The following is a 24,824-nucleotide window of genomic DNA, read 5'->3' on the forward strand; positions in this document are numbered from 1 at the left end:
GAAGCCCAGTAAAAATAGTTTACATATTTACGATCTGATTCCAACGGGCTTGGGCTTCCGCCTTCTGCGTCGTTTGGTTACACCCTCCACTGACGTTCTGGGAAATCTCATAGGCGGGTGTGATGGCGGATGACGGCGCGATTCTGATCGGCAAGAGCGGCAAGCCGGAGAACCTGCTGCTCAAGCTCGCCAATCGCCACGGTCTCGTGACCGGCGCGACCGGAACCGGCAAGACGGTGACGCTCCAGGTCATGGCCGAGGGCTTCGCCCGCAACGGCGTCCCGGTCTTCGCTGCCGACATCAAGGGCGATCTCTCCGGCATCGTGGCGCCGGGCGATTCCAAGCCGGCCTTCGTCAACCGGGCCAAGGAACTCGGGCTGAAATACGAACCTGATCAGTTCACCACCGTCTTCTGGGACGTGTTCGGCGAGCAGGGGCACCCGGTCCGGGCCACGATCTCCGAGATGGGGCCGCTGCTGCTAGCGCGCCTGCTCGATCTCAACGACACGCAGGAGGGCGTGCTCAACATCGCCTTCCGCATCGCCGACGAGCAGAAGCTCCTGCTGCTCGATCTCAAGGATCTGCGTGCGATCCTGACCTTTATCGCCGAGAATGCGCAGGACCTGACCACCAAATACGGCAATGTCACCTCCGCGACCGTCGGCACGATCCAGCGCGCGCTGCTGGTACTGGAGAACCAGAAGGGCGATTTGTTCTTCGGCGAGCCGGCTCTGGACATCAACGACCTGATGAAGACGGATCGCGACGGCCGCGGCATCGTCAACATCCTCGCCGCCGACAAGCTGATGAACAATCCGCGGCTTTACGCGACCTTCCTGCTCTGGCTGCTCTCGGAGCTGTTCGAGCAGCTTCCCGAGGTTGGCGATCTCGACAAGCCGAAGCTCGTCTTCTTCTTCGACGAGGCGCATCTGCTCTTCAACGGCGCCCCCAAGGCGCTGCTGACGGCGGTCGAGCAGGTCGTTCGCCTGATCCGCTCCAAGGGCGTCGGCGTCTATTTCGTCACGCAGAACCCGCTCGATATCCCCGACACGGTGCTGGCCCAGCTCGGCAACCGTGTCCAGCACGCGCTGCGCGCCTTCACCCCGCGCGACCAGAAGGCCGTGCGCGCCGCTGCCGAGACCTTCCGCCAGAACCCGAAGATCAAGACGGAAGAGGCGATCAGCCAGCTCGCCGTCGGCGAGGCGCTGATCTCTATGCTGGAGGGCAAGGGCTCGCCGGAGATGGTCGAGCGCGCGCTGATCGCGCCGCCGATGGCGCAGGTCGGTCCATGCACGCCGCAGCAGCGCCAGCAGGCGATCAATGCCTCGCCCGAGAAGGGCAAGTACGACACCATGATCGACCGCGAGTCGGCCTATGAAGTGCTGATGAAGCGCAAGAACCTCAATCCGGACGGCTCGTCCATCGAGGCGTCCACCGGTGGGGGAGGGGGCATCCTCGACACGATCGGCGGCTGGCTCGGCGGCGGCGCGCCCCAGCAGCGCCCGAAGACAGGGCCGGGTTCGCGTGGCGGTCCGCTGCCGCAGAGCATGGCGGAGAAGGTCATTACCTCGGCCGCGCGCTCGGCCGCGACCTCGATCGGCCGCCAGGTGGGTAACGCGATCCTGCGCGGCATTCTCGGCTCGATGTCCGGGAAGCGCTGAGCCCGGGCGTCGTTCTCGGGCGGAGCGAAGCGCAGACCCGAGAATCTCAGCCCCGAAAGGGCACTGGCGCGTCTTTTGGCAGGAGATGCTCGGGCCAAGCCCGAGCATGACGAGTTCTTTATCGGAACGCTGTCGCCGCCGTCACGCCCCGGTCGCGAGATCGAACAGCAGCTTGAGGTTCAGCAGGATGATGATCGCGGCGATGAAGCCCGCTGTCAGGCTGAGCCAGCGCGGCGCCACCAGAGCGCCCATCTTGCCCTTCGATGCGGTGAACATGACCAGCGGCACCACCGCGAAAGGCAGCTGCAGGCTGAGGACGACCTGGCTCAGGATGAGCAGTTTCGCCGTCTGGCTCTCGCCATAGATCAGCGTGACCGCGATCGCCGGAACGATCGCGACGAGGCGCGTCACCAGCCGCCGCATCCAGGCGGGCAGGCGGATGCGCAGGAAGCCTTCCATCACGATCTGCCCGGCCATGGTCGCAGTCACGGTCGAGTTGAGGCCGCAGCAGAGCAGGGCGATGGCGAAGAGCGATGGCGCGATCGAGGCGCCGAGCAGCGGCTGCAGGAGTTCCTGCGCCTTGCCGAGCTCGGCGACGTCGTGATGGCCGGCCTTATAGAAGGTCGCCGCGGCGAGGATCAGGATGGACGCGTTGATCAGCAGCGCGAAGCAGAGCGCCACGGTGGAGTCGATCGTCGCGAACTTCAGTGCCTCGCGCTTCTCAGGCAGTGTGTGGCCATAGGCGCGGGTCTGCACGATACCGGAGTGCAGGTAGAGATTATGCGGCATGACCGTCGCGCCGATGATGCCGAGCGCGATGTAGAGCATGTTCGGGTTGGTCACGATCTCGGTCGTCGGCGCAAAGCCGCGGATCACTTCGCCCCAGTTCGGATCGGCGAGCGCGATCTGGATGCCGAAGCACAGCGCGATGACGCCGAGCAACGTGATGATGAAGGCCTCGATCCACCGGAATCCGCGCGTCTGCAGCCATAAGATGATGAAGACGTCGAAGGCGGTGATCAGAACGCCGATCTCGAGCGGGATGCCGAAGAGGAGGTTGAGGCCGATCGCGGTGCCGATCACTTCTGCGAGGTCGGTCGCGCAGATCGCGAGCTCGGCCAGCAGCCAGAGCGGCCAGGCCATGTAGGGCGGATAGGCGTCGCGGCAGGCCTGGGCGAGGTCGCGGCCGGTGGCGATGGCGAGCCGCGCGCAGAGCGACTGCAGGATGATCGCCATCAGGTTCGAGACCAGGGCGACGACCAGCAGCGTGTAGCCGAATTGGGCGCCGCCGGCGAGCGAGGTTGCCCAGTTGCCGGGGTCCATATAGCCGACGGCGACGAGATAACCCGGACCGAAGAAGGCCAGGAACTTTCGCCAGGTCGAGGAGGTCGGCGTCACCTTGATGGTGCGAAAAACATCCGTCAGGGAGGGCTCGCCCCGCGATCGTAGCCAGATCGACGAGGATTCCGGGGCGCCTTGCGACATGATCTGACCTTGCTGCGACTTGTTTGCAATAAGAAGTAGCCGCCGTTCCGCATGCTGTCAATGCAGTTGCGAAGCGTTGTCAATTAGAGCTGCGATCGGGCCGGGCGGCAATGCACGATTGTGGGCTGACGCCGGTTTGGGCTCTTGCCATGATGGCGTCACCTGAATCGCTTCCGATGGCTGCCATGACCAAGCTCCCCGCTATTCTCGACCGTCTCGACGCCGGGCTCGACGCTTCCCTCGAACGCCTGTCTTCCTGGCTCGAAATCCCTTCGATCGGCACCGATCCGGCGTTCAATGCGCAGACACGCGCCGCTGCCGAATGGCTGAGGGCCGATCTTGAATCTCTCGGCTTCAAGGCGGAATTGCGCGAGACCGGCGGACACCCCGTCGTCCTCGCCCATCGGCCGAAGCCGGGCGCGCCGCATGCGCTGTTCTATGGGCATTATGACGTGCAGCCGGTCGACCCGCTGAGCCTGTGGGACACCGACCCGTTCAAGCCGACCGTGCGCGAGCTGGAGCCCGGCCGCAAGGTCATCTCGGCTCGCGGCGCCTGCGACGACAAGGGGCAGGTGATGACCTTCATCGAGGCCGTGCGCGCGATGCTGGCTGAGACCGGCGACCTACCGATCGGGCTGACGATCCTGGTCGAGGGCGAGGAGGAATCCGGCTCGGTCAACCTTCCCGGCTACATCAAGGCCAATGCTGCCGAGCTGAAGGCCGACTACGCGCTGGTCTGCGACACCGGCATGTGGGACCGCGAGACGCCTCTGATCACCTCGACCCTGCGCGGCATGGTCTATCAGGAGGTGACGCTGACGGCTGCCGATCGCGATCTGCATTCCGGCCTGTTCGGCGGCGCGGCCTGCAACCCGATCCATGTGCTGACGAAGATCCTCGGCGAGCTGCACGACGAGAACGGCCGCATCACAGTTCCCGGCTTCTACGAAGGCGTGCATGAGCCGACCAATGCCCAGAAGGCGGAGTGGGCCGATCTCAACCTGACGGAGAAGGAGTTCCTCGGGCAGGTTGGGCTGAAGCATTCCATCGGTGAGAAGGGGCGCATGCTGATCGAGCAGATCCAGTCGCGCCCGACCTGTGACGTCAACGGCATCTGGGGCGGCTATTCCGGCGAGGGCAGCAAGACCGTCATTCCCGGAAAAGCCTCGGCCAAGGTCTCCTTCCGCCTCGTCGGCGATCAGGATCCGGCCAAGATCGCCGAAGCCTTCCGTCAGTTCGTCCGCGACCGGCTGCCGGAGGATGTCTCCGCAGAGTTCATCAGCCATTCCGGCTCGCCGGCGCTGGCGGTCCCGACGGATTCGCCGGTGCTTCAGAAGGCGCGCACGGCACTCGCCGATGAATGGGGTGGGCGCGTGGTCTCGATCGGCAGCGGTGGCTCGATCCCGGTCGGTGGCGATTTCAAGCGGACGCTCGGCATCGATACCCTCTTCGTCGGCTTCGGCCTCGACGACGACCGAGTGCACTCGCCGAACGAAAAGTACGACATGTCCTCCTTCCACAAGGGCCAGCGTTCCTGGGCCCGTATCTTGCAGGCTCTTGGTACATGAGATCGGTTTGTGTCTTCTGCGGTTCCAATCCCGGCATTGATCCCGTCTATGCGGCGGGAGCCCGGGCCATGGGCGGCGAGATCGCCCGGCGCGGTCTGACGCTGGTCTATGGCGGCGGTGCCGTCGGGCTGATGGGCATTGTCGCCAACGCGGCGTTGGAAGCGGGCGGCCAGGTTCACGGTGTCATTCCCAAGGCGTTGAAGGACAAGGAGGTCGGCCATATCGGGCTGACCTGGCTCGAGGTGGTCGACACCATGCACACCCGCAAGGCGCGGATGGCCGAGCTCTCGGACGGCTTCATCGCCATGCCCGGCGGCATCGGCACCTTCGAGGAGCTGTTCGAGATCTGGACCTGGGGGCAGCTCGGTATCCATGCCAAGCCGCTCGGCCTGCTGAACGTTGCGGGTTTCTACGATCCGCTGGCGACCTTCCTCGACCAGACCGTCGAGGCTGGTTTCCTGAAGCAGAGCCATCGCGCCATGGCGATGACCGATACCGAGCCGGCGACGCTGCTGGACCGGATGGGGAACTACGTTCCGGCCGCGACCTACAAATGGATCGAGAAGGAACAAGCCTGACTTTTTCTCGCAGTTTGCGCCTCCAGGTTGTAGGAATATTATCTTGACAACGTGACGCTGATCGTGTAGAGATCAGGAACGCTCACGAAATCTGCCCGAACGAAGCCGCCGCGCCCTCAGCCGGCGGCTTTTTCGTGCCCGTCATCCGGGAAGGGACGCATGGCCGAAGACGACAGCATGGAAACATTGCCACCGCCCGCCGCACCGAAGCGAAAACGCCAGCCGGTCTCCCGGAGAGCGGTGGTGGGCCAGCTCTGGCACGCCGCCAAGCGCCAGCTCGATTCACATGAGCAGCATCTCGCCGATCTGCCGAAGGGGGCACCGGCGAGCGAGGCCGACGCCAAGGCACTGGCGACGCTGGCGCGGACCGTGCGCGAGCTGGTCGCGATCGAAGAGCCGCAGACCGCGAAAAGGGATAAGCAGCCTGATGAACTCTCTGCTGCGGACGGTCTGCGACATGTCGCACCGCTCCGTCAGGAGCTTGCTCGACGTCTTGAAGCACTTGCCGCCGAAGAGGCGGGTGAGGGTGCTCAAGAAGCTGGTGGAGACGGCCCCATCTGAGATTGTCGAGACCGTGATGGCGGAGTGGACGATCTGGGCGCGGCCGGACCAGTTGCCGCCCCAACCTGCGAAGCCGATCTGGCTCGTCCTCGGCGGACGCGGCGCCGGCAAGACCCGCACCGGCGCCGAATGGGTCAAGGGCATGGCACTGGGCCATCCGCCCTTCGCAGAGATACGGACCGGGCGCATCGCCCTGATCGGCGAGACCCAGGGTCAGGTGCGCGACGTGATGATCGAGGGTGTCTCCGGCCTGCTCGCAATCCACACGCGCTGGGAGCGGCCGATCTGGCAGCCCTCGCTGCGCCGCCTGCAATGGCCAAACGGCGCGATCGCGCAGGTCTTCTCCGCGGAAGACCCGGAAGGGCTGCGCGGGCCGCAATTCGGCGCGGCCTGGTCCGACGAAATGGCGAAATGGCCGAACCTTCAGGAGTGCTGGGACATGCTGCAATTCGGGCTTCGCCTCGGCGATCACCCTCGGCAGGTCATCACGACGACGCCGCGCCCGGTGCCGCTGGTCAAGCGCCTGCTGGCCGAGCCGCATGTCGCGGTCAGCCGGGCGAAGACGCGGGACAATCGTTTCAACCTCGCCGCGGACTTCGTCCGTACCGTCACCGAAACCTATGGCGGGACGCGCCTCGGCCGGCAGGAGCTCGATGGCGAGATCGTCGAGGAGAGCCCGGACGCGCTCTGGACCCGCGCGATGATCGAGGCGGCTCGCGAGCGGCAGCATCCGCCGCTCGCCCGCATCGCCGTTGCCGTCGATCCACCGGCCTCCTCCTCGCAGCGCGCCGATCGCTGCGGGCTGGTTGTGGCCGGCATCGATCGCGACGGCATCGGCCATGTGCTGGAGGATGCGACGCTTGCCGGCGCACGGCCGCAGGAGTGGGCGGAGAGGGCCGTGGCGCTCTATCGCCGGCACGAGGCGGATGCGCTGGTCGTTGAGGTCAACCAAGGCGGCGAGATGGTCGAGAGCGTGATCCGCGAGGTCGATGCCGGCGTTCCCGTGCTCTCGGTGCGGGCAACGCGCGGCAAATACCTGCGCGCCGAGCCGGTCGCCGCGCTCTATGCGCAGTGCCGCGTGCGCCATGCCGGCACCTTCCCGGAGCTGGAGGACGAGATGTGCGCCTTCGGGCCGCGCGGCCTCGAAGGCGGCCGCTCGCCCGACCGGCTCGACGCGCTCGTCTGGGCGCTGACCCATCTGATGCTCGCGCCGAAGGGCCGGCCGCGGGTGAGGGGGATGTAGAGGCGTCATTCTCGGGCGCAGCGAAGCTTCGACCCGGGAATCTCATGACGAGAGGGCGCTGGTTTCCGAGATGGTCGGGTCAAGCCCGACCATGACGCCACGTCGTTTCACGCTCCAACAGCGAGACCTCCATGTTCGATTTCCTTCGCAACCTGCGCGGCCGAGCCGCGCCGGACCAGAAGCGCTCGCGCGTCGGGCCGCTCATCGCCTTGCACGAGGCGGGGCGGGCGGTCTGGACGCCCCGCGATTATGTCGCCCTGTCGCGCGAGGGCTATGAGCGCAACCCGGTGGTGCATCGCTGCATCCGCCTGATCGCGGAGGCCGCGGCGCAGACGCCGCTCGTCGCCAAGGTCGCAGACCGCGAGATGCCGGAGCATCCGGCGCTGGCGCTGGTCGAGCGGCCCAATCCCCGCCAGGGCGGCATCGCCTTCCGCGAGATGCTGTTCGGCCATCTGCTCGTTGCCGGCAACGCCTATGTCGAGGCGGTGAGCACCAGTCGCGAGCCGCGCGAGCTCTATGCGCTGAGGCCCGACCGGATGCGCGTCGTGCCCGGCCGCGACGGCTGGCCGGAGGGCTATGACTACACCGTCGGCGGCGACACGGTGCGTTTCAGGCAGGATGAGGGCGAATTGCCGCCGATCCTGCATCTGACGCTGTTCCACCCGGTCGACGACCACTATGGCCTCTCGCCGGTCGAGCCGGCGGCGAGTGCACTGGACATCCACAACGCCGCCAGCAATTGGCACAAGGCCCTGCTCGACAATGCCGCAAGGCCCTCGGGCGCTCTGGTCTATGACGGGCCGGAAGGCGCGACGCTGACCGAGGCGCAGTTCGACCGGCTGAAGCAGGAGCTGGAGGATTCCTTTCAAGGGGCGCGCAATGCCGGCCGCCCGCTGCTGCTTGAAGGCGGTCTCGACTGGAAGCCGCTCTCGTTAACCCCGGCGGAACTCGATTTCGTCTCGGCGAAGGGCGCGGCGGCGCGCGAGATCGCGCTCGCTTTCGGCGTGCCGCCGCTGCTGCTCGGCCTGCCCGGCGACAACACGCACGCCAATTTCGCCGAGGCCAACCGCGCACTCTGGCGCCAGACCGTGATCCCACTGGTGAGACGCACGGCGCAGTCGCTGGCGCAATGGCTTGGCCCCGCCTTCGGCGATGACCTTTTGCTGGAACCTGATCTCGATGCGGTCGAGGCGCTCGCAGACGAGCGCGAATCGCTCTGGCGGCGCGTCGGCGCGGCGAATTTCCTCGACGACGACGAGAAACGCGAAGCGGTCGGCTACGGCCGGCGCGCCTCCGGGAAGGAGCAATCATGAACATGCTCGACCAAATCGTTACGGCCTTCATCGGCCGGGCCGATGTCGGCCATCTCGGCCTGCTGCTCTGGGCCGCGAGCGCCTCCGGCCTCGCCTGGCTCGTCCTACGCGAACTGACCGCGGCGAACCGCCGCTTCGACGACTTCGTCCGCGAACTCAACCGCTTCAACGCGCGCCACGAGGGGGATCCATCATGAAGGGCAGCAGCGATGCCAAACCGCCATCGACCAGGCCGGGAACCGGCCGGCCACAGCCGGCCAAGGCGCGCCCCCAAGGCGTGACGACGGAGACCTTCAGCAGCTTCGTCCGCACGCTGGCGAAGCTGGAGGGAGGGAGTCCGCAAGCCGGCAAAGGCGCGGAGGGAGGCCGATGAACGGCCCGCATCGGCTTCCACTCGAATCCAAGTTGCTGCCGCTGCAGCCGGCGCGCGTCATGCCGGACGGGGTCTTCGAGGGCTATGCCAGCCTGTTCCGCATCCCCGATCTCGGGAAGGACGTGGTCGAGCCCGGCGCCTTCCGCGATAGTCTCGCCCGGCGCGGGCCCTCCGGCGTCAAGCTGCTCTGGCAGCACGACCCGGCCGAGCCGCTCAGCCGCTGGCTGAGCCTGAGCGAGGACAGCCGCGGCCTCTTCGTGCGCGGCCGGCTTTCGCTTGCCGTCGCCCGCGCTCGCGAAATCCATGCCCTGATGCGGGAAGGTGCGATCGACGGGCTGTCGATCGGCTTCCGCCCCGATCGCGCCCGCAACGAGCCCCGCTCCGGGCTGCGCCGGCTCGAGCGCGTCGATCTCTGGGAGGTCTCTATCGTGACCTTCCCGATGCTGCCCCAGGCCCGGATCAGCGCCGTCAAGACGGCCTTCCGCAACCTCGCTTTCCTTTGACCTTCACCCGAGGAGAATCCATGACCCATCTCGACCATGCTCCGGAGACCAAGGCGGCCGGCGCCGACCTCGCGCTCGCCTTCGAGGATCTGCGCTACACGCTGGATAGCTATCGCGCCGCCAATGACGAGCGCCTCGCCGGGATCGAAGCTCGCAACAGTGCCGATCCGCTGACCGAGGAGAAGCTCATCCGCATGGATGCCGCGCTCGACGACACCATGCGCCGCATCGACCGGCTGACTCTCGACCGGGCCCGCCCGCCGCTCGGCCAGGACGGCCCGGCCCGCGACCCGCTCGTCGCCGAGCACAAGGCGGCCTTCGCGGCCTATGTCCGCACCGGCGAGGCCGGCGGCCTGAAGCGGCTGGAGGCCAAGGCGCTTTCCACCGGCTCCGGCCCGGATGGCGGCTACCTGGCGCCTTCGACCGTCGAGGGCGAGATCCTGCGCCGCCTGGCCAGCGTCTCGCCGATCCGGTCGCTGGCGACAGTGCGGACGATCTCGTCGGGCACCTACAAGAAGGCCTTCTCGACGACCGGCCCGGCCGCGGGCTGGGTCGCGGAGACCGCGGCGCGCCCGCAGACGGGTTCGCCCACCCTGGCCGAGCTCTCCTTCCCGGCGATGGAACTCTATGCCATGCCGGCCGCGACGCAGACGCTGCTCGACGATGCCATCGTCAACATCGACCAGTGGATCGCCGAAGAGGCCGAGAGCGCTTTCGCCGAGCAGGAGGGCGCCGCCTTCGTTAATGGCGACGGCACCGACAAGCCGAAGGGCTTCCTCGCCTACCCGACCGTAGCCGATGCGAGCTGGGCCTGGGGCAATATCGGCGTGCTCCACACCGGTGTGGCCGGCGCCTTCGCCGCCTCGAACCCGTCCGACGTGCTGGTCGACCTCGTCTACGCGCTGAAGGCCGGCTATCGCCAGAACGCTTCCTTCGTGATGAACCGCAAGACGCAGGCCGCTGTCCGCAAGTTCAAGGACACCACCGGGAATTATCTCTGGCAGCCGCCAGCTTCCGCCGGTGCGCCAGCGACCTTGCTCGGCTTCCCGCTGGTCGAGGCGGAAGACATGCCGAACGTCGCCAACAACGCGGTCTCGATCGCCTTCGGCGATTTCCGGCGCGGCTACCTCGTCGTCGACCGGGCGGGCGTGCGCATCCTGCGCGACCCGTATTCCGCCAAGCCGTATGTGCTGTTCTACACGACCAAGCGCGTGGGCGGCGGCGTGCAGGATTTCGCGGCGATCAAGGGGTTGAAATTCGCGGTCTGAAGTTGCTCAGCGCGAAAACCACCAGCTGAAGGCAGCGCGCGGCTGGGCCGCCTCGTCCGGTGGCGCCTCGCTGCCGAACGAAAGCAGCCGTGCGCTGCCCTCGGAGATCCAGCCGCGGTAGTCGCTGATCGGCGTAATGGCGGTGAAGCCGCCGCAAATGCGCCGGGCACGCGTGTTGAGCGGTCCGCTCGACCAGCTCACGATGCCGACGAGATCCCGCGAGCGCGTCGAGCCGCGCAGCACCGGACCGCCGGAATCGCCGCGGCACGCGCCTGCGCCCGGCGTTTCGCCGCGCGCCTCGATGTCGACCGCGACCTTGACCGTGTTCTGGGTCGTATAGTTGCCGGCGTTGAGCAGCTGCGTTTCACGCAGGCGACGGGCGGTGCGCTTGTTGTTCTCGGCGGAGAGGCCGTAGCCCGCCATGGTGACGGTTTCGCCTTGCCAGAGGCCGCCGCCCAGCGTGAGCGGCTCGATATCCGGCGGCAGCGGCTGTGCCAGCCGCAGCAGGGCGAGGTCGGTGCCCGGTTGCGTGCGCGGCGTAGTGCCGGGCACGAAACTCGGATGCGGCAGGACCGCGACGACGATCTGCCGCCGCGCGCGGAAACGGGGGTCGAGGCTGACCACGCTGATCGAGCCGCCGCCCATCAGGCAATGCGCGGCCGTCAGCACGATCTCAGGCGCGATCACAGCGCCCGAGCAGAGCTCGCCCCGGCTGGTCTCGACCCGCACGGTCCAGGCACGCGCTCCATGGGCATCGCGTGAGTCGGTGCCTCCGACGACGGCCAGAGCGGGCTGCGCCGTTGCGGCAGCCAGAAGGGAAAACGCGAGAGCGGTAAGCGAGCGCAGGATCATGATGTGAACCAGTGGACGGCCGATCAATCTAGGAGGTGGCGCGGCGCAGTCCAGCGTTTTCACCGGCCTTTTGACCAGCGTGCCGTATCGCCCCATCGGGAAAGTGTCGTGTCGATCCACTGGCGTTGCGGCGCGACCAGAATGCCCTGGGTGAGGAGGCCGCAATTGCGGCCTTTCGGACCGGTGGACCAACTCGTCACGGCGCTGATGCCGCCATCGGCGAAGATCGGTCCGCCGGAATCACCCTGGCAGGCGCTGGCGCCGGGCTGCTTGCCCGCACCGGCCGGATCGGCCGCCCACAGCAGGATGCGGCTCGGTCCATAGGGCTCGATCGCCGCCAGGGTGGCGGATCGGTATGTGCCCGTGCTGCGGGCTTCGCCCTCGCGGGCGACCCCATAACCGGCGAGCGTGACAGGGCTTCCTGCTGGAGGCAGCGGCCCGTCGGCCAGCTCCGCAGGGGCGAAACGCGCCGGCAGAGGCTCGGCGAGCCGGATCAGAGCGAGGTCGATCGAGCGCCGCCGGCTGCGGATCGCACCGGCATCGAACTCGGGATGCAAGCTGACCGCCGCAGGCGCGATCAGGACGGGCTCGCCAGCTTCGCGCCAATGGATGCGCAGCTCCGTTCCGCCGGCGGCGCAGTGAGCCGCTGTCAGGATGGCGCGCGGCGAGAGCACGATACCGCTGCATACCCCGCCGCGGGCATTGAGCACCATCAAGGTCGAGCCGACGGCGGGTCCGCCTTCACGCCCGCCGACCACGGCCTGCGCGGGCAGGGGGCCGAGCCCGCAGACCGCGCCGCCGAGCGAGGCGGCGACGATCCAATTCGCGATGCGCATCGAGTGCTCCTTTCCGATGGAACGCTGATAGCGCGCCTCGCTCCGCAAATGAACCTTTCAGACGATTCCACGAAGGGGATGAACATGACGCCGCTCGCCCTGGCTCCGCCGACGGCAGAACCGGTCACGCTCAACGAGACCCGGCTATTCCTGCGCCTGGACCATAACAATGAGGATGATCTGCTCGCTACACTGATCACGGCCGCTCGGCTGATGATCGAAGCGGCAGCGGGCCGCTGCCTGATCGAGCAGCCCTGGCGCATCGTTCTCGATCGTTGGCCCGGCAATGGCGAGATCAGGCTGCCGCTGTCGCCGATCGCAAGGATCGAGGCGGCGCGGGTCTACGATATGCTCGGGGCTCCGCAACCGGTCGCCGAGGCGGCGCTCACGCTGGACAGGAGTGCCGACCCTCCACTGATCCGCGTAACCGGAGAGCTGCCGGAGATCGGCCGCCATCACGGCGCGATCGAGATCGACATCGTTGCCGGGTACGGGGCGACAGCCGCCGCCGTGCCCGCCCCCCTGCGCCAGGCCGTGCTCAGATTGGCCGCCCGCTGGTTCGAGGAGCGCGGCGATGTCGCCAGCCGCGACGCACGGGCGCTGCCGAGTGCGATCGCAGCGTTGGTGTCTCCGTTCCGCCGTGGAAGGCTTTGACCATGGCGAGGGCTGCTGGAGCTGCGATCGGCAGACTGAGGCGCCGGCTTACTCTGGAAGCGCCGGTTTCCACGCCGGATGAGCTGGGAGGGGTAACCCAGGTCTTCGAGGTGGTGGCCGCCTTCTGGGCGCAGGTCGAATGGCTTGCGGGCGCCGAGCAATGGCGTCAGGGGCGCCCGGAGCAGGTTGGCACTCATCGCGTGACGCTGCGTTGGCGCGGCGATCTCGACGGCGGCAAGCGGCTGCGCGACGGCGACCGGATCTTCGACATCCGAACGGTTGCCGATCCCGACGGTTCGCGTCGGCGCCTCGTCTGTCTTGCGGAGGAGGTGAAGCCATGAGCGGCGCGATCCTTGCCCTGCGCGCTGCAATTCAGGCTCGCTTGACGGCCGATGCCGCGCTGACGGCGCTGATCGGCCCCGGCCGCATCCATGGCGAGGCGCCGCGCGCGGCTCGCGGCCTCTACGTCGTCCATGGCGATGTCGAGGCCCGCGACTGGTCGACCGGCAGCGAACGCGGCTGCGAGCAGGAACTCGCGCTCGTCGTCTGGGCGTCGCAAAGCGGCTCCTCGCAGCAGGCCTTGCAGGCGGCTGGGCTGATCGTCGGCGCGCTCGACGAAGCCGAACTCGCTCTGGAAGGGCACGCCCTCGTCAATCTGCGCTGGCTGTCGAGCCGGCTCGCCCGCGAGCCGCGCAGCGGGCTCGGCCATGTGACGATCCGCTTTCGGGCGGTCACCGAAACACTCTGACACCGGCAACCCCCAATATTGGAAGGAGAAGCCGCATGGCGGCACAGAAAGGCAAGGATCTGCTGCTCAAGGCGGCGGATGGCGTCGGCGCATTCGTCACCGTCGCAGGCTTGCGGGCGCGGCAGATCGCGTTCAACGCCGAGACCGTGGACGTGACCCATTCGGAATCCGCGGGGCGCTGGCGCGAATTACTGGCCGGGGCGGGCGTGCGCCGGGCCAGCATCAGCGGCTCCGGCATCTTCAAGGATGAGGCTTCCGACGCTCTCGTCCGCCAGGTTTTTTTCGACGGTTTGATCCAAGGTTGGCAGGTCGTGGTGCCGGATTTCGGCATAATCGAAGGTCTCTTCCAGCTGACGAGCCTCGAGTACCGGGGCGACCATGCCGGGGAGGTCACGTTCGACCTCTCGCTGGAATCCGCCGGCCCGCTCGCTTTCACGGCGCTTTGAGGAGACGGTGATGGTCAATCGTCACAGAGGAGAGACCGCGCTCATGGTCGCGGGCGATGCGTTGCCCATGCGGCTGACGCTGGGAGCGCTGGCCGAGCTGGAGCATGCCTTCGCCGTCGACAGCCTGCCCGCTCTCGGGGAGCGCTTCGTGCATGGCCGGCTCTCCGCCCGCGACATCATCCGCATTCTCGCGGCGGGCTTGCGGGGGGCGGGCAGGGCGATTCGGGACGAGGATGTGGCGAACCTGTCCTTCGACGGTGGGCTGAGCGGGGCGATCAAAGCCGCGATTGCGCTGCTGGAAGCCACTTTCGGCGAGGGCGATACGGGCCGCCCTTCGCCGCCGCCGGGGGCGTGAAGCCGTCGGCGGCCTTTCCCTGGAGCGATGTCATGGCCTTCGGGCTAGGGCGGCTGGCCTGGCCGCCCGAGCAGTTCTGGGCGGCGACGCCGCGCGAGATCGCGGCAGCCCTGAGGGCACATCAGAGCGAAGCCGGCGGCGCCACGGATCGCGCCGCTCTGGCAGCTCTCATGGCCGCCCATCCAGACAGTTGAGTTGAATTCCTGAATCAATATCTGAAGAGGATGACATGACCGGTGACGATGAGGTCGAGACCGATCGTCTGTCTGATCTGCGGACGATGGATAAATTGACTCAATCTTTGAGCAAAACCTCGGAAAGCTTTGGTAAATCGATCGTAAATGCGTTCTCTCGCGGCGTCGTGGAGGGCAAGCGCTTCGAGGACGTGCTGCGTAGCGTCGGCCGCTCGCTGACCGACAGCCTGCTCAAGACGGCTCTCAAGCCGCTCCAGACAGGCCTCTCCAGTCTGCTCGGCATGGGTGTGAAAAGTCTTACTGACCTGTTCACCGGCGGCTTTGGGTCGGTCGCTGCGAGCATTCCGGTCAAGGCCTTCGCCGAAGGCGGCATCGTTGCTTCCCCATCCTATTTCCCGACCGGGCGCGGACTCGGCTTGATGGGCGAGCGCGGCGCCGAGGCCATCATGCCGCTGTCGCGCGGCCCCGATGGGCGGCTTGGCGTGCGCGCGGCGGGCAGCGGCCCAGTGCGGCCACCCAGCGTTGTCGTGCAGGTGTCGACGCCCGACGCCGAGAGCTTCCGCCGGTCCGAAGCGCAGGTCTCCGCCGCGATCGCCCGCGCCGTTGCGCGCGGCAGCCGTGCGCTATGAGCGGAGTCCCCATGGCTGATTTTCACGAAGTCCGTTTTCCGACCGATGTGGCGCGTGGCGCGCGGGGTGGGCCGGAGCGTCAGACGCAGATCGTCACGCTCGCCTCCGGGCGCGAGGTTCGTAATAGCCGCTGGGCCCATTCCCGGCGCCGCTACGACGCCGGGCTCGGCGTACGCAGCTTCGATGCCCTGGCGGCCGTCGTCAGCTTCTTCGAGGAGCGCCGCGGCCGGCTTCATGGTTTCCGCTGGCGCGACCAGCTCGACTGGAAGAGCTCGCCTCCCTCGCGCGAGCCTGCCGCCACGGATCAGATCATCGGGATTGGCGATGGCGTCGCGGCGGCCTTCCAGCTCTGCAAGATCTATGGCGCCGGCCCGTCCGCCTATAGCCGCGCGATTGCGAAGCCATGCGAAGGCACCGTGCAGATTGCGCTCGATGGCGTCGAGCAGCCGGCGGAGAGCTTCGCCTGCGACACCGCGACCGGGCGCATCACCTTCGCGCCCGGCTCGATCCCGCCACCGGGCGCGACGGTGACCGCTGGCTTCGCCTTCGACGTTCCCGTGCGCTTCGACGTCGACGCGATCGATGTCGATCTCTCGGCTTTCGAGGCTGGCGAGATCCCGCGCATCCCCGTCGTCGAGATCCTGCCCTGAGGTTCCACCATGCGCGCTATCCCCGCCGGTCTCGCCGCCCATATCGAGAGCGGGGCGACCACCCTGTGTCGCTGCTGGAGCCTGACGCGGCGCGACGGGCTGGTGCTCGGCTTCACCGATCATGACCGGGCTCTAGACTTCGACGGTCTGACCTATGCGGCGTCGACCGGGCTTGAGGCAGCCGAGACGACGGCCGAGCTGGGATTCGCCATCGGCGGCGGCGATGTCGCCGGTGCTTTCGCGGCATCGGGCCTGAACGAGGCCGACCTCGCGCGGGGGCTCTACGACGATGCGCGAGTCCGCGTCTGGCTGGTCAATTGGGCCGTGCCCGAGCAGAGGTTGCTGCTCGAGGAGGGCTTCGTCGGCGAGGTGCGGCGCGGCGAGTACGGCTTCACGGCCGAGATGCGCGGCATCGCCAAGGCCTTCGACGAGGAGCGTGGACGCCTCTACCTGCGCTCGTGCTCGGCGGATCTCGGCGATGCGCGCTGCGGCGTCGCATTGGTGCCGGTCGCCGCGGCCGTCAGTGGGAGCGATGGCCGCCTGACGCTGACCGCGGGAGCGCTCGCTTCCTATCCCGATGGCCACTTCACCGGCGGACGGCTTGTCTTCACCGGCGGCGCCAACGCCGGCTTCGCCACGGAGGTGAAGCGGCACGGCATCGAGGGCGATCACGCCGTCTTCCAGCTCTGGCAGATTCCGGCCGGAGCGATCCTTGCAGGCGACGCTTTTAGCGTCGCGCCGGGATGCGACAAGAGCTTCGCCACCTGCCGGACGAAATTCGGAAACGGCGTCAATTTCCGCGGCTTTCCGCATATGCCGACGACGGACTTCATCATCGGCGGCGTCCGTCCCGGCGACGGTGCGCTCGACGGGGGGAGCCTGTTCCGATGAGACGCGATGAAATCGTCGAAGCCGCGCGTCTATGGCTTGGCACGCCCTATCACCACCAGGCCTCGCTGTGCGGCGTCGGCTGCGACTGCCTCGGCCTCGTCAGGGGGATCTGGCGCGATCTGCTGGGCGAGGAGCCGGAAGCGCCGCCGCCCTACACGGCAAATTGGGCCGAAAGCCTGCGGCAGGAGACGCTGGCGAGCGCGGCGCTGCGCCATCTCATGCCGGTCGCGACCGGGGCTGAACGGCGTGGCGATGTGCTGCTCTTCCGCTGGCGCGAGCATCTGCCGGCAAAGCACTGCGCCATCCTGAGCGCGCCCGATCGCATCATCCACGCCCATGACGGGGCGGCCGTCGCCGAGGTCGCGTTCACGCCCTGGTGGCGGCGCCATCTCAGCCATGCCTTTTCCTTCCCCGGAGTGACCGACTGATGGCGACGCTTCTCCTCCAGGTCGCGGGCGCTGCGCTCGGCACAGCCTTGGGCGGCCCGGTCGGCGGCATGATCGGCCAGGCGCTCGGCGGTCTGGCCGGCGCGACCATCGACCAGGCCTGGCTCGGCGGCGCAGGCGGCAACAAGATGGTCGAAGGGCCGCGGCTGAAGGAGGTGAACGGGCTCGCCTCCACCGAGGGCGCATCGATTCCGCGGGTCTATGGCCGGGCACGCCTCGGCGGCCAGCTCATCTGGGCGACGCGCTTCGAGGAGGAGGTCAGCGTTTCGGTCACCCGCAGCAAGAGCGGCGCCAAGGGTGGCAGCTCGAAGAAGACTTTTGAGACAACCTACAGCTACCACGCCAACCTCGCGATCGGCCTCTGCGAGGGGCCGATCGCCTTCATCCGGCGCATCTGGGTCGACGGACGTGAGCTCGACGTCAACACGGTCGCGATGCGCGTCCATCACGGGCATGAAGCGCAGGAGCCGGATCCGTTGATCGCCGCGAAGGAGGCGGGCGACGCGCCGGCCTACCGCGGCTTGGCCTATGTCGTCTTCGAGCGCCTCCCGCTTGCCGACTATGGCAATCGCGTGCCCCAGTTCGATTTCGAGGTCGTGCGTGCCGTCGAGGGGCTGGGTGGCATGATCCGCGCCGTCTCGCTGATCCCCGGCGCCGGCGAATTCGTCTACGACACCAGGCCGGTCAGCCATGAGCCCGAGCCGGGCGTCAGCGAGAGCCTGACGCGCCACCAGCTCTATGGCGGCTCGGACGTCGATACGGCGCTCGGCCATCTCCTCGCGCTCTGCCCCGGTTTGCGCTCCGTTTCGCTCGTGGTGTCCTGGTTCGGCGACGATCTGCGCGCCGGTTCCTGCAGCGTCGCGCCGCGCGTCGAGATTCCGCACAAGCCGACGGTCGGTGCCGAATGGTCGGTCGCAGGGCTGGCGCGCGCTTCGGGCCGCCCCGTCAGCCAAATGGACGGCCGCCCGGCCTTCGGCGGCACGCCCTCCGACGAGAGCGTGATCGCACTGATTCGGCGCCTGCGCTTCGATTACGGTCTCGAAGTCGTCCTCTATCCCTTCCTGATGATGGATGTCCCGATCGACAATGCCCTGCCGGACCCCTGGTCGGGTGGGGTCAGCCAGCCGCGCTATCCCTGGCGCGGCCGGATCAGCTGCGATCCCGCGCCCGGCCGCACAGGGAGCGCGGAGGGAACTGCGGCCGCCGCCGCGCAGGTCGCCGCCTTCGTCGGCACGGTCGGGCCGGCCGACATGTCGCTTGTGGGCGATGCCATCGGCTGCTCCAAGCCAGACGAGTGGTCGTACCGCCGCCAGATCATGCATTGCGCGATGCTGGCGCAGGCCGCAGGTGGCGTCGAAGGCTTCGTGATCGGATCCGAACTGGTCGGGCTGACGCATTTGCGCGCAACGTCGGGCTATCCGATGGTCGAGCACCTCATCGGGATCGCTCAGGACGTCGAAGCCATTCTGCCCGAGGCGACCCTGACCTACGCCGCCGACTGGACGGAGTATGGCGCCGATGTCCGAGACGGCGGCGAGGACATCGATTTTCCGCTCGATCCGCTGTGGGCCTCGCCGGCGATCGGTGCTGTTGGCATCGACTATTATCCTCCGCTGTCGGACTGGCGCGATTCCGGCGATCACGCCGATGCTGCCGTCGCGCGCGGGCCCGCCGATCTCGCCTATCTCCGCAATCGGCTGACTGCGGGTGAAGCCTTTGACTGGTATTATGCCGATGAAGAAGGCCGTACAGCCCAGGTGAGGGTGCCGATCACCGACGGCGCCTACGGAAAGCCTTGGCAGTTTCGGCCCAAGGATCTGCATGGCTGGTGGAACAATGCGCATGTCCGGCGCTCTGGGGGCGCCGAGACCACTGCCACGCCCTTCGTTCCGGGCGCGAAGCCGATCTGGCTCACCGAGATCGGCATCCCGGCCGTGGACAAGGGCGCCAACGCGCCCAATGTCTTTCCCGACACGCGCTCGGCCGAGGGCGGCTTCCCGCCCTTCTCCAGCGGCGCTCGTGACGATCTGGTGCAGACGCGCGGGCTGGAGGCGATCATCTCCGGCTTCGATCCCGCCCGCCTCGGCTTCGATCCCACGCGCAATCCGGTTCATCCCGTCAGCGGGATCCGCATGGTCGACCCCGCGCATATCGTCGTCTGGAACTGGGATGCCCGGCCATTCCCGGCTTTTCCTGATCTCGGCGGTATCTGGGCCGACGGCGCCAATTTCGAGACCGGGCATTGGTTGAACGGCCGGCTGGAGGGAATACCGGTCGATCGCCTCATCGCCGGGCTGCTCGCCGAATTCGGCCTGCCGCCTGCAGAGGGCATGACCGTGGACGGCTTCGTGGATGGCTACGTCCTCGACCGCCCGCTTTCCGCCCGCCAGGCGCTCGAGACGCTGGCTCAGACCTTCGGCTTCGACGCCGTGATGAGCGCGGGGCGCCTGCGCTTCGAGGGGCGGGGCGGCAAGGTCGCGCGGCTGCTCGACCACGACGATTTCGTTGCGGATCGTGACGGCGAGCCCTTCACCCTGCGCCGCAGCCAGGAAACGGAGCTGCCGCTGGAGCTGCGCCTCGACTTCAGCGACAGCGAAAACGACTATCGCAAAGCCGCAAGCCGCTCGCGTCGCCTTGCCGGCGCGGCGCGCCGGGAGGTCGCGGTCGAGACGGCGATCGTGACGCGCATCGCCGAGGCCCAACGCCTGGCCGACCAGCGCCTGCAGGAGGCGTGGGCGGCGCGCGAGACGCTGGAATGCGAGCTGTCGCCGCGCTGTCTTGATCTCGAGCCGGGGGACGTCGTCTCCGTTCCGGTCGATGCGGGGCGCCGCTTGTTCCGGGTGACGCGCATCGCCGATGGCCCGACCCGGCAGGTCAGTGCGCGCGCGGTCGAGCCGGCGATCTATTCCAGTGCCGGCGCGAAGGGCGGCCCTCGCTCCCCGCGGACGCCGCCGGCCTTGCCCGGCCGGCCTCTTGTGGTTCCGCTCGCCCTGCCGATCGTCGCGGCGCAGCCACCGGCGCTGCTCTCGGTCGCGGCTTTCGCATCGCCCTGGCCGGGAGCGCTGGCGATCTGGAGTGCCGACGAGGCCGGCTTGTTCGATCTCGGCGGCTTCGTCGAGGCTCCCTCGATCATTGGCGAAACGCTGACCGAGCTCCCGCCAGGGCCGCTCTGGCGAACCGATCAGCGCACCGTGCTCGAAGTCCGGTTACGCGGCGGCGTCCTGTCGTCCGTGTCGCCGCATGCAGCGCTCGCCGGCGCCAACGCGCTGGCTTTGATCGGCGAGGACGGCGAGGTCGAGATCGTGACAGCGGCGCAGGTCGATCTCATCGGTCCGCAGCGCTTCCGCCTCTCAAATTTCGTCCGTGGAATTGGTGGATCGGAAGCGGGTGCTTCCCGCCATCTGCCGCCCGGGGCTCGCGTGGTCGTTCTCGACGGAGCGGCGGTGACACTGACGACGCAGCTGTCCGAGATCGGCAAACAGCGCCGCTATCGCATCGGCCCCGCGCGCCACGATGTCGGCGATCCGACGATGACGGAGGTCACGGTCGAGGTGCGCGCCGATGCGCTGCTGCCGTTCTCTCCGGCCCGGGCGAAGGCTCGCCGTTCCGACGCCGGCATCCGTCTGAGCTGGGTACGGCGCACCCGCAGCGACGGTGATTCGTGGGATCTGGCCGAAGTTCCCACCGGCGAAGAAGTTGAGCGCTACGAAATCCGCGTCCTCGATGGTGAGACGCTAATACATGCCGAAATCGTGAACGCGCCCGAATGGATTTATCCACCCGAGCAGGAGCTTGCGCATTTCGGCTCCGCGCAGCAGGAGCTCGCTTTGTCTTTGGCCCAGCTGAGCACAACCGTGGGGCGAGGGCGCGAATGGCGTGGACGGATCGCCGTCGGATGATCTAGTCTAGGTTGTGGTCGGGGTGATGCATTCATGGCCCATTCACGCGGATGGGATTAGCCCATGTCGATGATGCCGGTCGAACCGATCCTCGCTTTCGCGCTCATGACTTCGTCGCCGATGCCGATCATCCGCGTCGACGATGCGACGCCGATGTCTTGCCTGTCCTCGGATGAAACGCGCGACGCCGTTGCCGAAGGCCGGGTCATGCAACCTGCCGAGGCCTCGCGCCATGCCCGCCATGCGGCTCCCGGCGAAGTCGTCCGCATCAGGCTCTGTCGGCAGGGCGATGATTTCGTCTATGTCGTTACGACGCTGAAACGCGACGGGCGCGTCGCACGCGTGACGCTGGAAGGACAATCCGGCAAGATCGCCACCATCCGCTGAGCGCTTGCCGGCATCTGCACAAACTGGAGCGAACCCACCGTGAGACTGCTCGTCGTCGAGGACGACAAGGACCTCAACCGCCAGATCGTGACCGCGCTGGAGAACGCCGGCTACGCCGTCGACAAGGCTTTCGACGGCGAGGAGGGGCTCTATCTCGGCGAGACCGAGCCCTATGACGCCGTCATCCTCGACCTCGGCCTGCCGAAGGTCGATGGTGTCGCGGTGCTGCAGGGCTGGCGCCGGGCTGGCAAGACCATGCCGGTGCTGATCCTGACGGCGCGCGACCGCTGGAGCGACAAGGTTGGAGGGTTCGACGCCGGCGCCGACGACTATGTCGTCAAGCCTTTCCATGTCGAGGAGCTGCTGGCGCGCGTGCGGGCCCTGCTACGGCGCGCGGCCGGCCATGCCACCTCGGAACTGGTCTGCGGACCCGTCCGGCTCGATACGCGGGCAAGCCGCGTGGTGGTCGACGGCAATCCGGTGAAGCTGACCTCGCATGAATACCGGCTTCTCTCCTACCTGATGCACCATCAGGGGCGCGTCGTTTCGCGCACCGAACTGGTCGAGCATCTCTACGATCAGGACTTCGATCGCGATTCCAACACGATCGAGGTTTTCGTCGGCCGCCTCCGCAAGAAGCTCGGGGTCGACATCATCGAGACCGTCCGGGGCCTCGGCTACATCGCCGCCGCTCCGGAAAAGGTCTGATTTAGGGAGATGGTCCTCAAATCCCATCGTTATTCGCTGGGAGCGCGGCTCTTCCTCTCGGCAGCGTTCTGCTGCGTCCTCATCCTAGTCCTGGCGGGCGTCGGCCTCACCACCTTCTACCGCCGCTCGGCCGAGCGCGGTTTCGACGAGCGGCTTTCGGTCTATATCAAGCAACTCGTGGCTGACCTCGCCGCGCCGCCGGAAACGGAGCGCCAGACGGTTGGCGATCTCGGCGAGCCGCGCTTCGATCTGCCGCTGACTGGCTGGTACTGGCAGATCACCCGCCTCGACGGCGAGCGGCCCAATGTGCGTGCCTCGCGCTCGCTGGTCGGCGGCCAGCTGCCGAAGCTCCTCGACCAGTCGATCACGCCGAACAGCCGCGGCCTGCGGGAGAGCTATGTCTCCGGCCCGGACGATCGCATGCTGCGTATTCTCGAGCGCGAGATCGATGTCGGCGAGGACGGTCGCTTCACCGTCGCCGTCGCCGCGCCCGCCGACGAGATCGAGGGCGATATCCAGGATTTCCGCTTCGCGCTCGCGATGACCTTCCTGCTGCTCGGCATTGCGCTCGTCGCCTCGACGCTCGTGCAGGTCCGGTTCGGCCTGCGCCCGCTGGTGCGCCTGCGGACCGCGGTCGGTTCGGTGAGAACGGGCGAGAGCCCGCGCATCGTCGGCCAGTATCCGCCTGACCTCGCCCCGCTCGCCAGCGAGCTCAATCAGTTGATCGATGCCAATCACGAGATACTCGACCGTGCTCGCACCCAGGTCGGCAACCTCGCCCACGCCCTCAAGACGCCGCTCAGCGTCATGATGAACGAGGCGGGTTCGGGCGAAGGGCAACTCCCTCAGACGGTTCGGACACAGACGGCGATCATGCGCGATCAGGTCCAGTACTATCTCGATCGTGCGCGGGCCGCAGCGTTGTCCGGGGCGCTGGGTGGCGTCACCGAAGTGGTTCCCTCGCTTGAAGCGCTCCTGCGGACCTTCATGAAGATCTCCCAGGACAGAGAGATCGCCGGATCGCACGCCGTTCCGAAGACGCTGCGCTTTCGCGGCGAAAAGCAGGATTTCGAGGAGATGCTCGGAAACCTGCTCGACAATGCCTTCAAATGGGCGGCGTCCCGCGTTGAGGTTTCGCTGGAGGGCGCCAAGGCCGTTGACGACGAGAAGATGGCATTGCTGATCGACGACGATGGTCCGGGCCTCCCCGACGGCGCCAGGGCGGAAGTGCTGAAGCGCGGCCGCCGGCTCGACGAGGCGACGCCGGGTTCGGGCCTCGGATTGTCGATTGTCGTCGATCTCGCCAAGCTCTATGGCGGCGAGCTGACGCTGCAGCGTTCGCAGCTGGGCGGGCTGCGCGCGCGGCTCGTCCTGCCTTCGATCTAGATCAAATCCAAGCCCGCGTGACCCTTTGTCGCCATGAACTCGACCGGCCGATTCGCTAAGAACACCTCATGATGATCTGGACGATCTTTGCAGCGATGACGGGAGCGGCGATCTTCGCCTTGCTCCGGCCGCTCAGCCACGGCCAGGTTCAGGATTTCGCCGATATCGCGGATGCCAAGAGCCTCTATCGCGCCCAGCTCAAGGAGATCGATCGCGATCTCGGGCGCAAGCTGATCGCGGAGCCGGAAGCGGAGGCCGCGCGTGCTGAAGCGGCGCGCCGCCTGCTGCGGGCCGCCAACGACGAGGTGGGGCCTTCGGGCGAGACCGAACCGTCCTTGCGCCGCCGCCGGGCCAGCTCCGCGCTGATGCTGTCGGTTGTGCCGCTCCTCGCCTTATTGGTCTACGGGCTGTACGGCTCGCCCGGCTTCTCCGACCAGCCGCTGGCCGCGCGGGTCGAGAAGGCCGGGCCGCAGCAGGATTTTGCCGTTGTCCTGGCGCGCATGGAGGCCCATCTCGCGGCCAATCCGACGGACGCCAAGGGGTGGTCGCTGATCGCGCCGATCTATCTGAGACAGGGACGTTACGACGAGGCAGTGAAGGCTTTCGCCGCGACGGTTCGCTACGGCAGGCCCGATACCGATCTGCTCGCCGGGCTCGGCGAAGCCCGCATTCTCGAAGCTGGCGGGATTGTGACAGCAGCCGCGCGGGAAGCCTTGGCGGAAGCGGTCAAGCTCGACCCGAGGAATCCGCGAGCGCGCTACTACCTCGCCGTCGGCAAGGAGCAGGATGGTGACGGGGAGGGGGCACTTTCCGATCTGCAGCAACTCCTCGCCGATGCGCCGCCACAGGCCGATTGGGCCGGCGCTGTGCGCGCCCGTATCGAGCAGATGCAGGCCGATGCCGGGCGCAAGGCGGTCGCAGCCTTGCCGGAGGCCGAACGCCAGCAGGCGATCAAGGGCATGGTGGACGGCCTGGCCGCGCGGCTGGCCGATGGCGGCGGAACGCTGCCCGAATGGAGCCGCCTCATCCGGGCCCGCGCCGTGATCGGCGACCGGGATGCCGCGGTGCAAGCGGTGAAGACGGCGCGCGAGCGCCTGTCGCAGGATCAGGCTGCACTTGCGGCGATCGATGCCCTGGTCGATGAATTGGCCTTGAAGGATGCCAAGCCGTGAGTATCGCCCAGCCCACCC

At 67.6% G+C, this 24,824-nt stretch carries 27 protein-coding genes; 24 read left to right on the top strand and 3 right to left on the bottom strand.

Features of this window, described 5'->3' with window-relative positions:
- Positions 1-122: 122 nt before the first annotated feature.
- A complete protein-coding gene (locus tag AC1DEZ_RS14180) occupies positions 123-1,661 on the top strand; it encodes a helicase HerA-like domain-containing protein (protein ID WP_441511123.1) in 1,539 nt (512 codons plus the stop codon).
- A gap of 141 nt (positions 1,662-1,802) precedes the next feature.
- Here the strand turns inward: AC1DEZ_RS14180 and AC1DEZ_RS14185 are convergent, their stop codons facing one another.
- Positions 1,803-3,146 carry an Nramp family divalent metal transporter gene (locus tag AC1DEZ_RS14185; RefSeq protein WP_441511124.1) on the bottom strand — a complete coding sequence of 448 codons (1,344 nt, stop codon included), beginning with the start codon at positions 3,144-3,146 and terminating at the stop codon, positions 1,803-1,805.
- A 185-nt stretch (positions 3,147-3,331) separates the two neighbouring features.
- On the opposite strand from AC1DEZ_RS14185, the gene AC1DEZ_RS14190 reads away from it, so the two are divergent.
- The 8 genes from AC1DEZ_RS14190 to AC1DEZ_RS14225 all read left to right on the top strand — a co-directional run bounded on the left by AC1DEZ_RS14190 (position 3,332) and on the right by AC1DEZ_RS14225 (position 10,553).
- Positions 3,332-4,714: a dipeptidase gene (locus tag AC1DEZ_RS14190; protein WP_441511125.1), complete on the top strand. Its 1,383-nt coding sequence runs from the start codon at positions 3,332-3,334 to the stop codon at positions 4,712-4,714.
- Positions 4,711-5,292 carry an LOG family protein gene (locus tag AC1DEZ_RS14195; protein ID WP_441511126.1) on the top strand — a complete coding sequence of 194 codons (582 nt, stop codon included), beginning with the start codon at positions 4,711-4,713 and terminating at the stop codon, positions 5,290-5,292. Before AC1DEZ_RS14190 ends, AC1DEZ_RS14195 begins: the two co-directional genes overlap by 4 nt.
- Positions 5,293-5,451: 159 nt before the next feature.
- Positions 5,452-5,853, top strand: coding sequence for a hypothetical protein (locus tag AC1DEZ_RS14200; protein WP_476779829.1), 402 nt, complete (start codon positions 5,452-5,454; stop codon positions 5,851-5,853).
- Positions 5,813-7,096 carry a DNA-packaging protein gene (locus tag AC1DEZ_RS14205; RefSeq protein WP_476779830.1) on the top strand — a complete coding sequence of 428 codons (1,284 nt, stop codon included), beginning with the start codon at positions 5,813-5,815 and terminating at the stop codon, positions 7,094-7,096. Before AC1DEZ_RS14200 ends, AC1DEZ_RS14205 begins: the two co-directional genes overlap by 41 nt.
- 131 nt (positions 7,097-7,227) lie before the next feature.
- The gene (locus tag AC1DEZ_RS14210; RefSeq protein ID WP_441511146.1) at positions 7,228-8,409 is read left to right on the top strand and encodes a phage portal protein; all 1,182 of its coding nucleotides are present in this window, start codon (positions 7,228-7,230) and stop codon (positions 8,407-8,409) included.
- Positions 8,406-8,606 (top strand): hypothetical protein, encoded by a 201-nt coding sequence (locus AC1DEZ_RS14215; protein WP_441511147.1) that lies wholly within the window; start codon positions 8,406-8,408, stop codon positions 8,604-8,606. The genes AC1DEZ_RS14210 and AC1DEZ_RS14215 overlap by 4 nt, the downstream gene beginning before the upstream one ends.
- Before the next feature lie 172 nt (positions 8,607-8,778).
- On the top strand, positions 8,779-9,285 hold the full coding sequence (locus tag AC1DEZ_RS14220; RefSeq protein ID WP_441511148.1) for an HK97 family phage prohead protease: 507 nt from the start codon (positions 8,779-8,781) through the stop codon (positions 9,283-9,285).
- Positions 9,286-9,305: 20 nt separating this feature from the next.
- Positions 9,306-10,553, top strand: a complete 1,248-nt coding sequence (locus AC1DEZ_RS14225) for a phage major capsid protein (RefSeq protein WP_476779831.1) — start codon at positions 9,306-9,308, stop codon at positions 10,551-10,553.
- Positions 10,554-10,559: 6 nt separating this feature from the next.
- Here AC1DEZ_RS14225 and AC1DEZ_RS14230 read toward each other — a convergent pair whose 3' ends face one another.
- Positions 10,560-11,405, bottom strand: a complete 846-nt coding sequence (locus tag AC1DEZ_RS14230) for a S1 family peptidase (RefSeq protein ID WP_441512237.1) — start codon at positions 11,403-11,405, stop codon at positions 10,560-10,562.
- Positions 11,406-11,464: 59 nt separating this feature from the next.
- The gene (locus tag AC1DEZ_RS14235) at positions 11,465-12,241 is read right to left on the bottom strand and encodes a S1 family peptidase (RefSeq protein ID WP_441512238.1); all 777 of its coding nucleotides are present in this window, start codon (positions 12,239-12,241) and stop codon (positions 11,465-11,467) included.
- Positions 12,242-12,325: 84 nt separating this feature from the next.
- Between AC1DEZ_RS14235 and AC1DEZ_RS14240 the strand changes: the two genes are divergently transcribed.
- The 15 genes from AC1DEZ_RS14240 to ccmI all read left to right on the top strand — a co-directional run bounded on the left by AC1DEZ_RS14240 (position 12,326) and on the right by ccmI (position 24,806).
- A complete protein-coding gene (locus AC1DEZ_RS14240; RefSeq protein ID WP_441512239.1) occupies positions 12,326-12,895 on the top strand; it encodes a head-tail connector protein in 570 nt (189 codons plus the stop codon).
- 2 nt (positions 12,896-12,897) lie between these two features.
- Entirely contained in the window at positions 12,898-13,236 is a 339-nt protein-coding gene (locus tag AC1DEZ_RS14245; protein WP_441512240.1) for a phage head closure protein, read from the top strand.
- A complete protein-coding gene (locus tag AC1DEZ_RS14250; protein ID WP_441512241.1) occupies positions 13,233-13,643 on the top strand; it encodes a DUF3168 domain-containing protein in 411 nt (136 codons plus the stop codon). The genes AC1DEZ_RS14245 and AC1DEZ_RS14250 overlap by 4 nt, the downstream gene beginning before the upstream one ends.
- Before the next feature lie 35 nt (positions 13,644-13,678).
- The gene (locus AC1DEZ_RS14255) at positions 13,679-14,089 is read left to right on the top strand and encodes a phage major tail protein, TP901-1 family (RefSeq protein ID WP_441512242.1); all 411 of its coding nucleotides are present in this window, start codon (positions 13,679-13,681) and stop codon (positions 14,087-14,089) included.
- A 10-nt stretch (positions 14,090-14,099) separates the two neighbouring features.
- Complete coding sequence (locus AC1DEZ_RS14260) at positions 14,100-14,444, top strand: gene transfer agent family protein (protein ID WP_441512243.1); 345 nt, start codon at positions 14,100-14,102, stop codon at positions 14,442-14,444.
- A complete protein-coding gene (locus AC1DEZ_RS14265; protein WP_441512244.1) occupies positions 14,441-14,638 on the top strand; it encodes a phage tail assembly chaperone in 198 nt (65 codons plus the stop codon). The genes AC1DEZ_RS14260 and AC1DEZ_RS14265 overlap by 4 nt, the downstream gene beginning before the upstream one ends.
- A 35-nt stretch (positions 14,639-14,673) precedes the next feature.
- A complete protein-coding gene (locus AC1DEZ_RS14270; protein WP_441512245.1) occupies positions 14,674-15,267 on the top strand; it encodes a phage tail tape measure protein in 594 nt (197 codons plus the stop codon).
- 11 nt (positions 15,268-15,278) lie between these two features.
- Positions 15,279-15,917 carry a phage distal tail protein, Rcc01695 family gene (locus AC1DEZ_RS14275; protein ID WP_441512246.1) on the top strand — a complete coding sequence of 213 codons (639 nt, stop codon included), beginning with the start codon at positions 15,279-15,281 and terminating at the stop codon, positions 15,915-15,917.
- A 9-nt stretch (positions 15,918-15,926) separates the two neighbouring features.
- A complete protein-coding gene (locus tag AC1DEZ_RS14280; RefSeq protein WP_441512247.1) occupies positions 15,927-16,808 on the top strand; it encodes a DUF2163 domain-containing protein in 882 nt (293 codons plus the stop codon).
- Positions 16,805-17,236, top strand: a complete 432-nt coding sequence (locus AC1DEZ_RS14285; RefSeq protein ID WP_441512248.1) for a C40 family peptidase — start codon at positions 16,805-16,807, stop codon at positions 17,234-17,236. The genes AC1DEZ_RS14280 and AC1DEZ_RS14285 overlap by 4 nt, the downstream gene beginning before the upstream one ends.
- Entirely contained in the window at positions 17,236-21,153 is a 3,918-nt protein-coding gene (locus AC1DEZ_RS14290) for a baseplate multidomain protein megatron (RefSeq protein WP_441512249.1), read from the top strand. Before AC1DEZ_RS14285 ends, AC1DEZ_RS14290 begins: the two co-directional genes overlap by 1 nt.
- A 63-nt stretch (positions 21,154-21,216) precedes the next feature.
- On the top strand, positions 21,217-21,540 hold the full coding sequence (locus AC1DEZ_RS14295; protein WP_441512250.1) for a PepSY domain-containing protein: 324 nt from the start codon (positions 21,217-21,219) through the stop codon (positions 21,538-21,540).
- 39 nt (positions 21,541-21,579) lie between these two features.
- Entirely contained in the window at positions 21,580-22,248 is a 669-nt protein-coding gene (locus tag AC1DEZ_RS14300) for a response regulator transcription factor (protein WP_265052504.1), read from the top strand.
- Positions 22,249-22,257: 9 nt separating this feature from the next.
- The gene (locus AC1DEZ_RS14305) at positions 22,258-23,634 is read left to right on the top strand and encodes a sensor histidine kinase (RefSeq protein ID WP_441512251.1); all 1,377 of its coding nucleotides are present in this window, start codon (positions 22,258-22,260) and stop codon (positions 23,632-23,634) included.
- Positions 23,635-23,702: 68 nt separating this feature from the next.
- Positions 23,703-24,806, top strand: coding sequence for a c-type cytochrome biogenesis protein CcmI (ccmI, locus tag AC1DEZ_RS14310; RefSeq protein WP_441512252.1), 1,104 nt, complete (start codon positions 23,703-23,705; stop codon positions 24,804-24,806).
- The last annotated feature ends 18 nt before the right edge of the window (positions 24,807-24,824 follow it).

The sequence above is a fragment of the Allobosea sp. 10L422 genome (assembly GCF_056395345.1).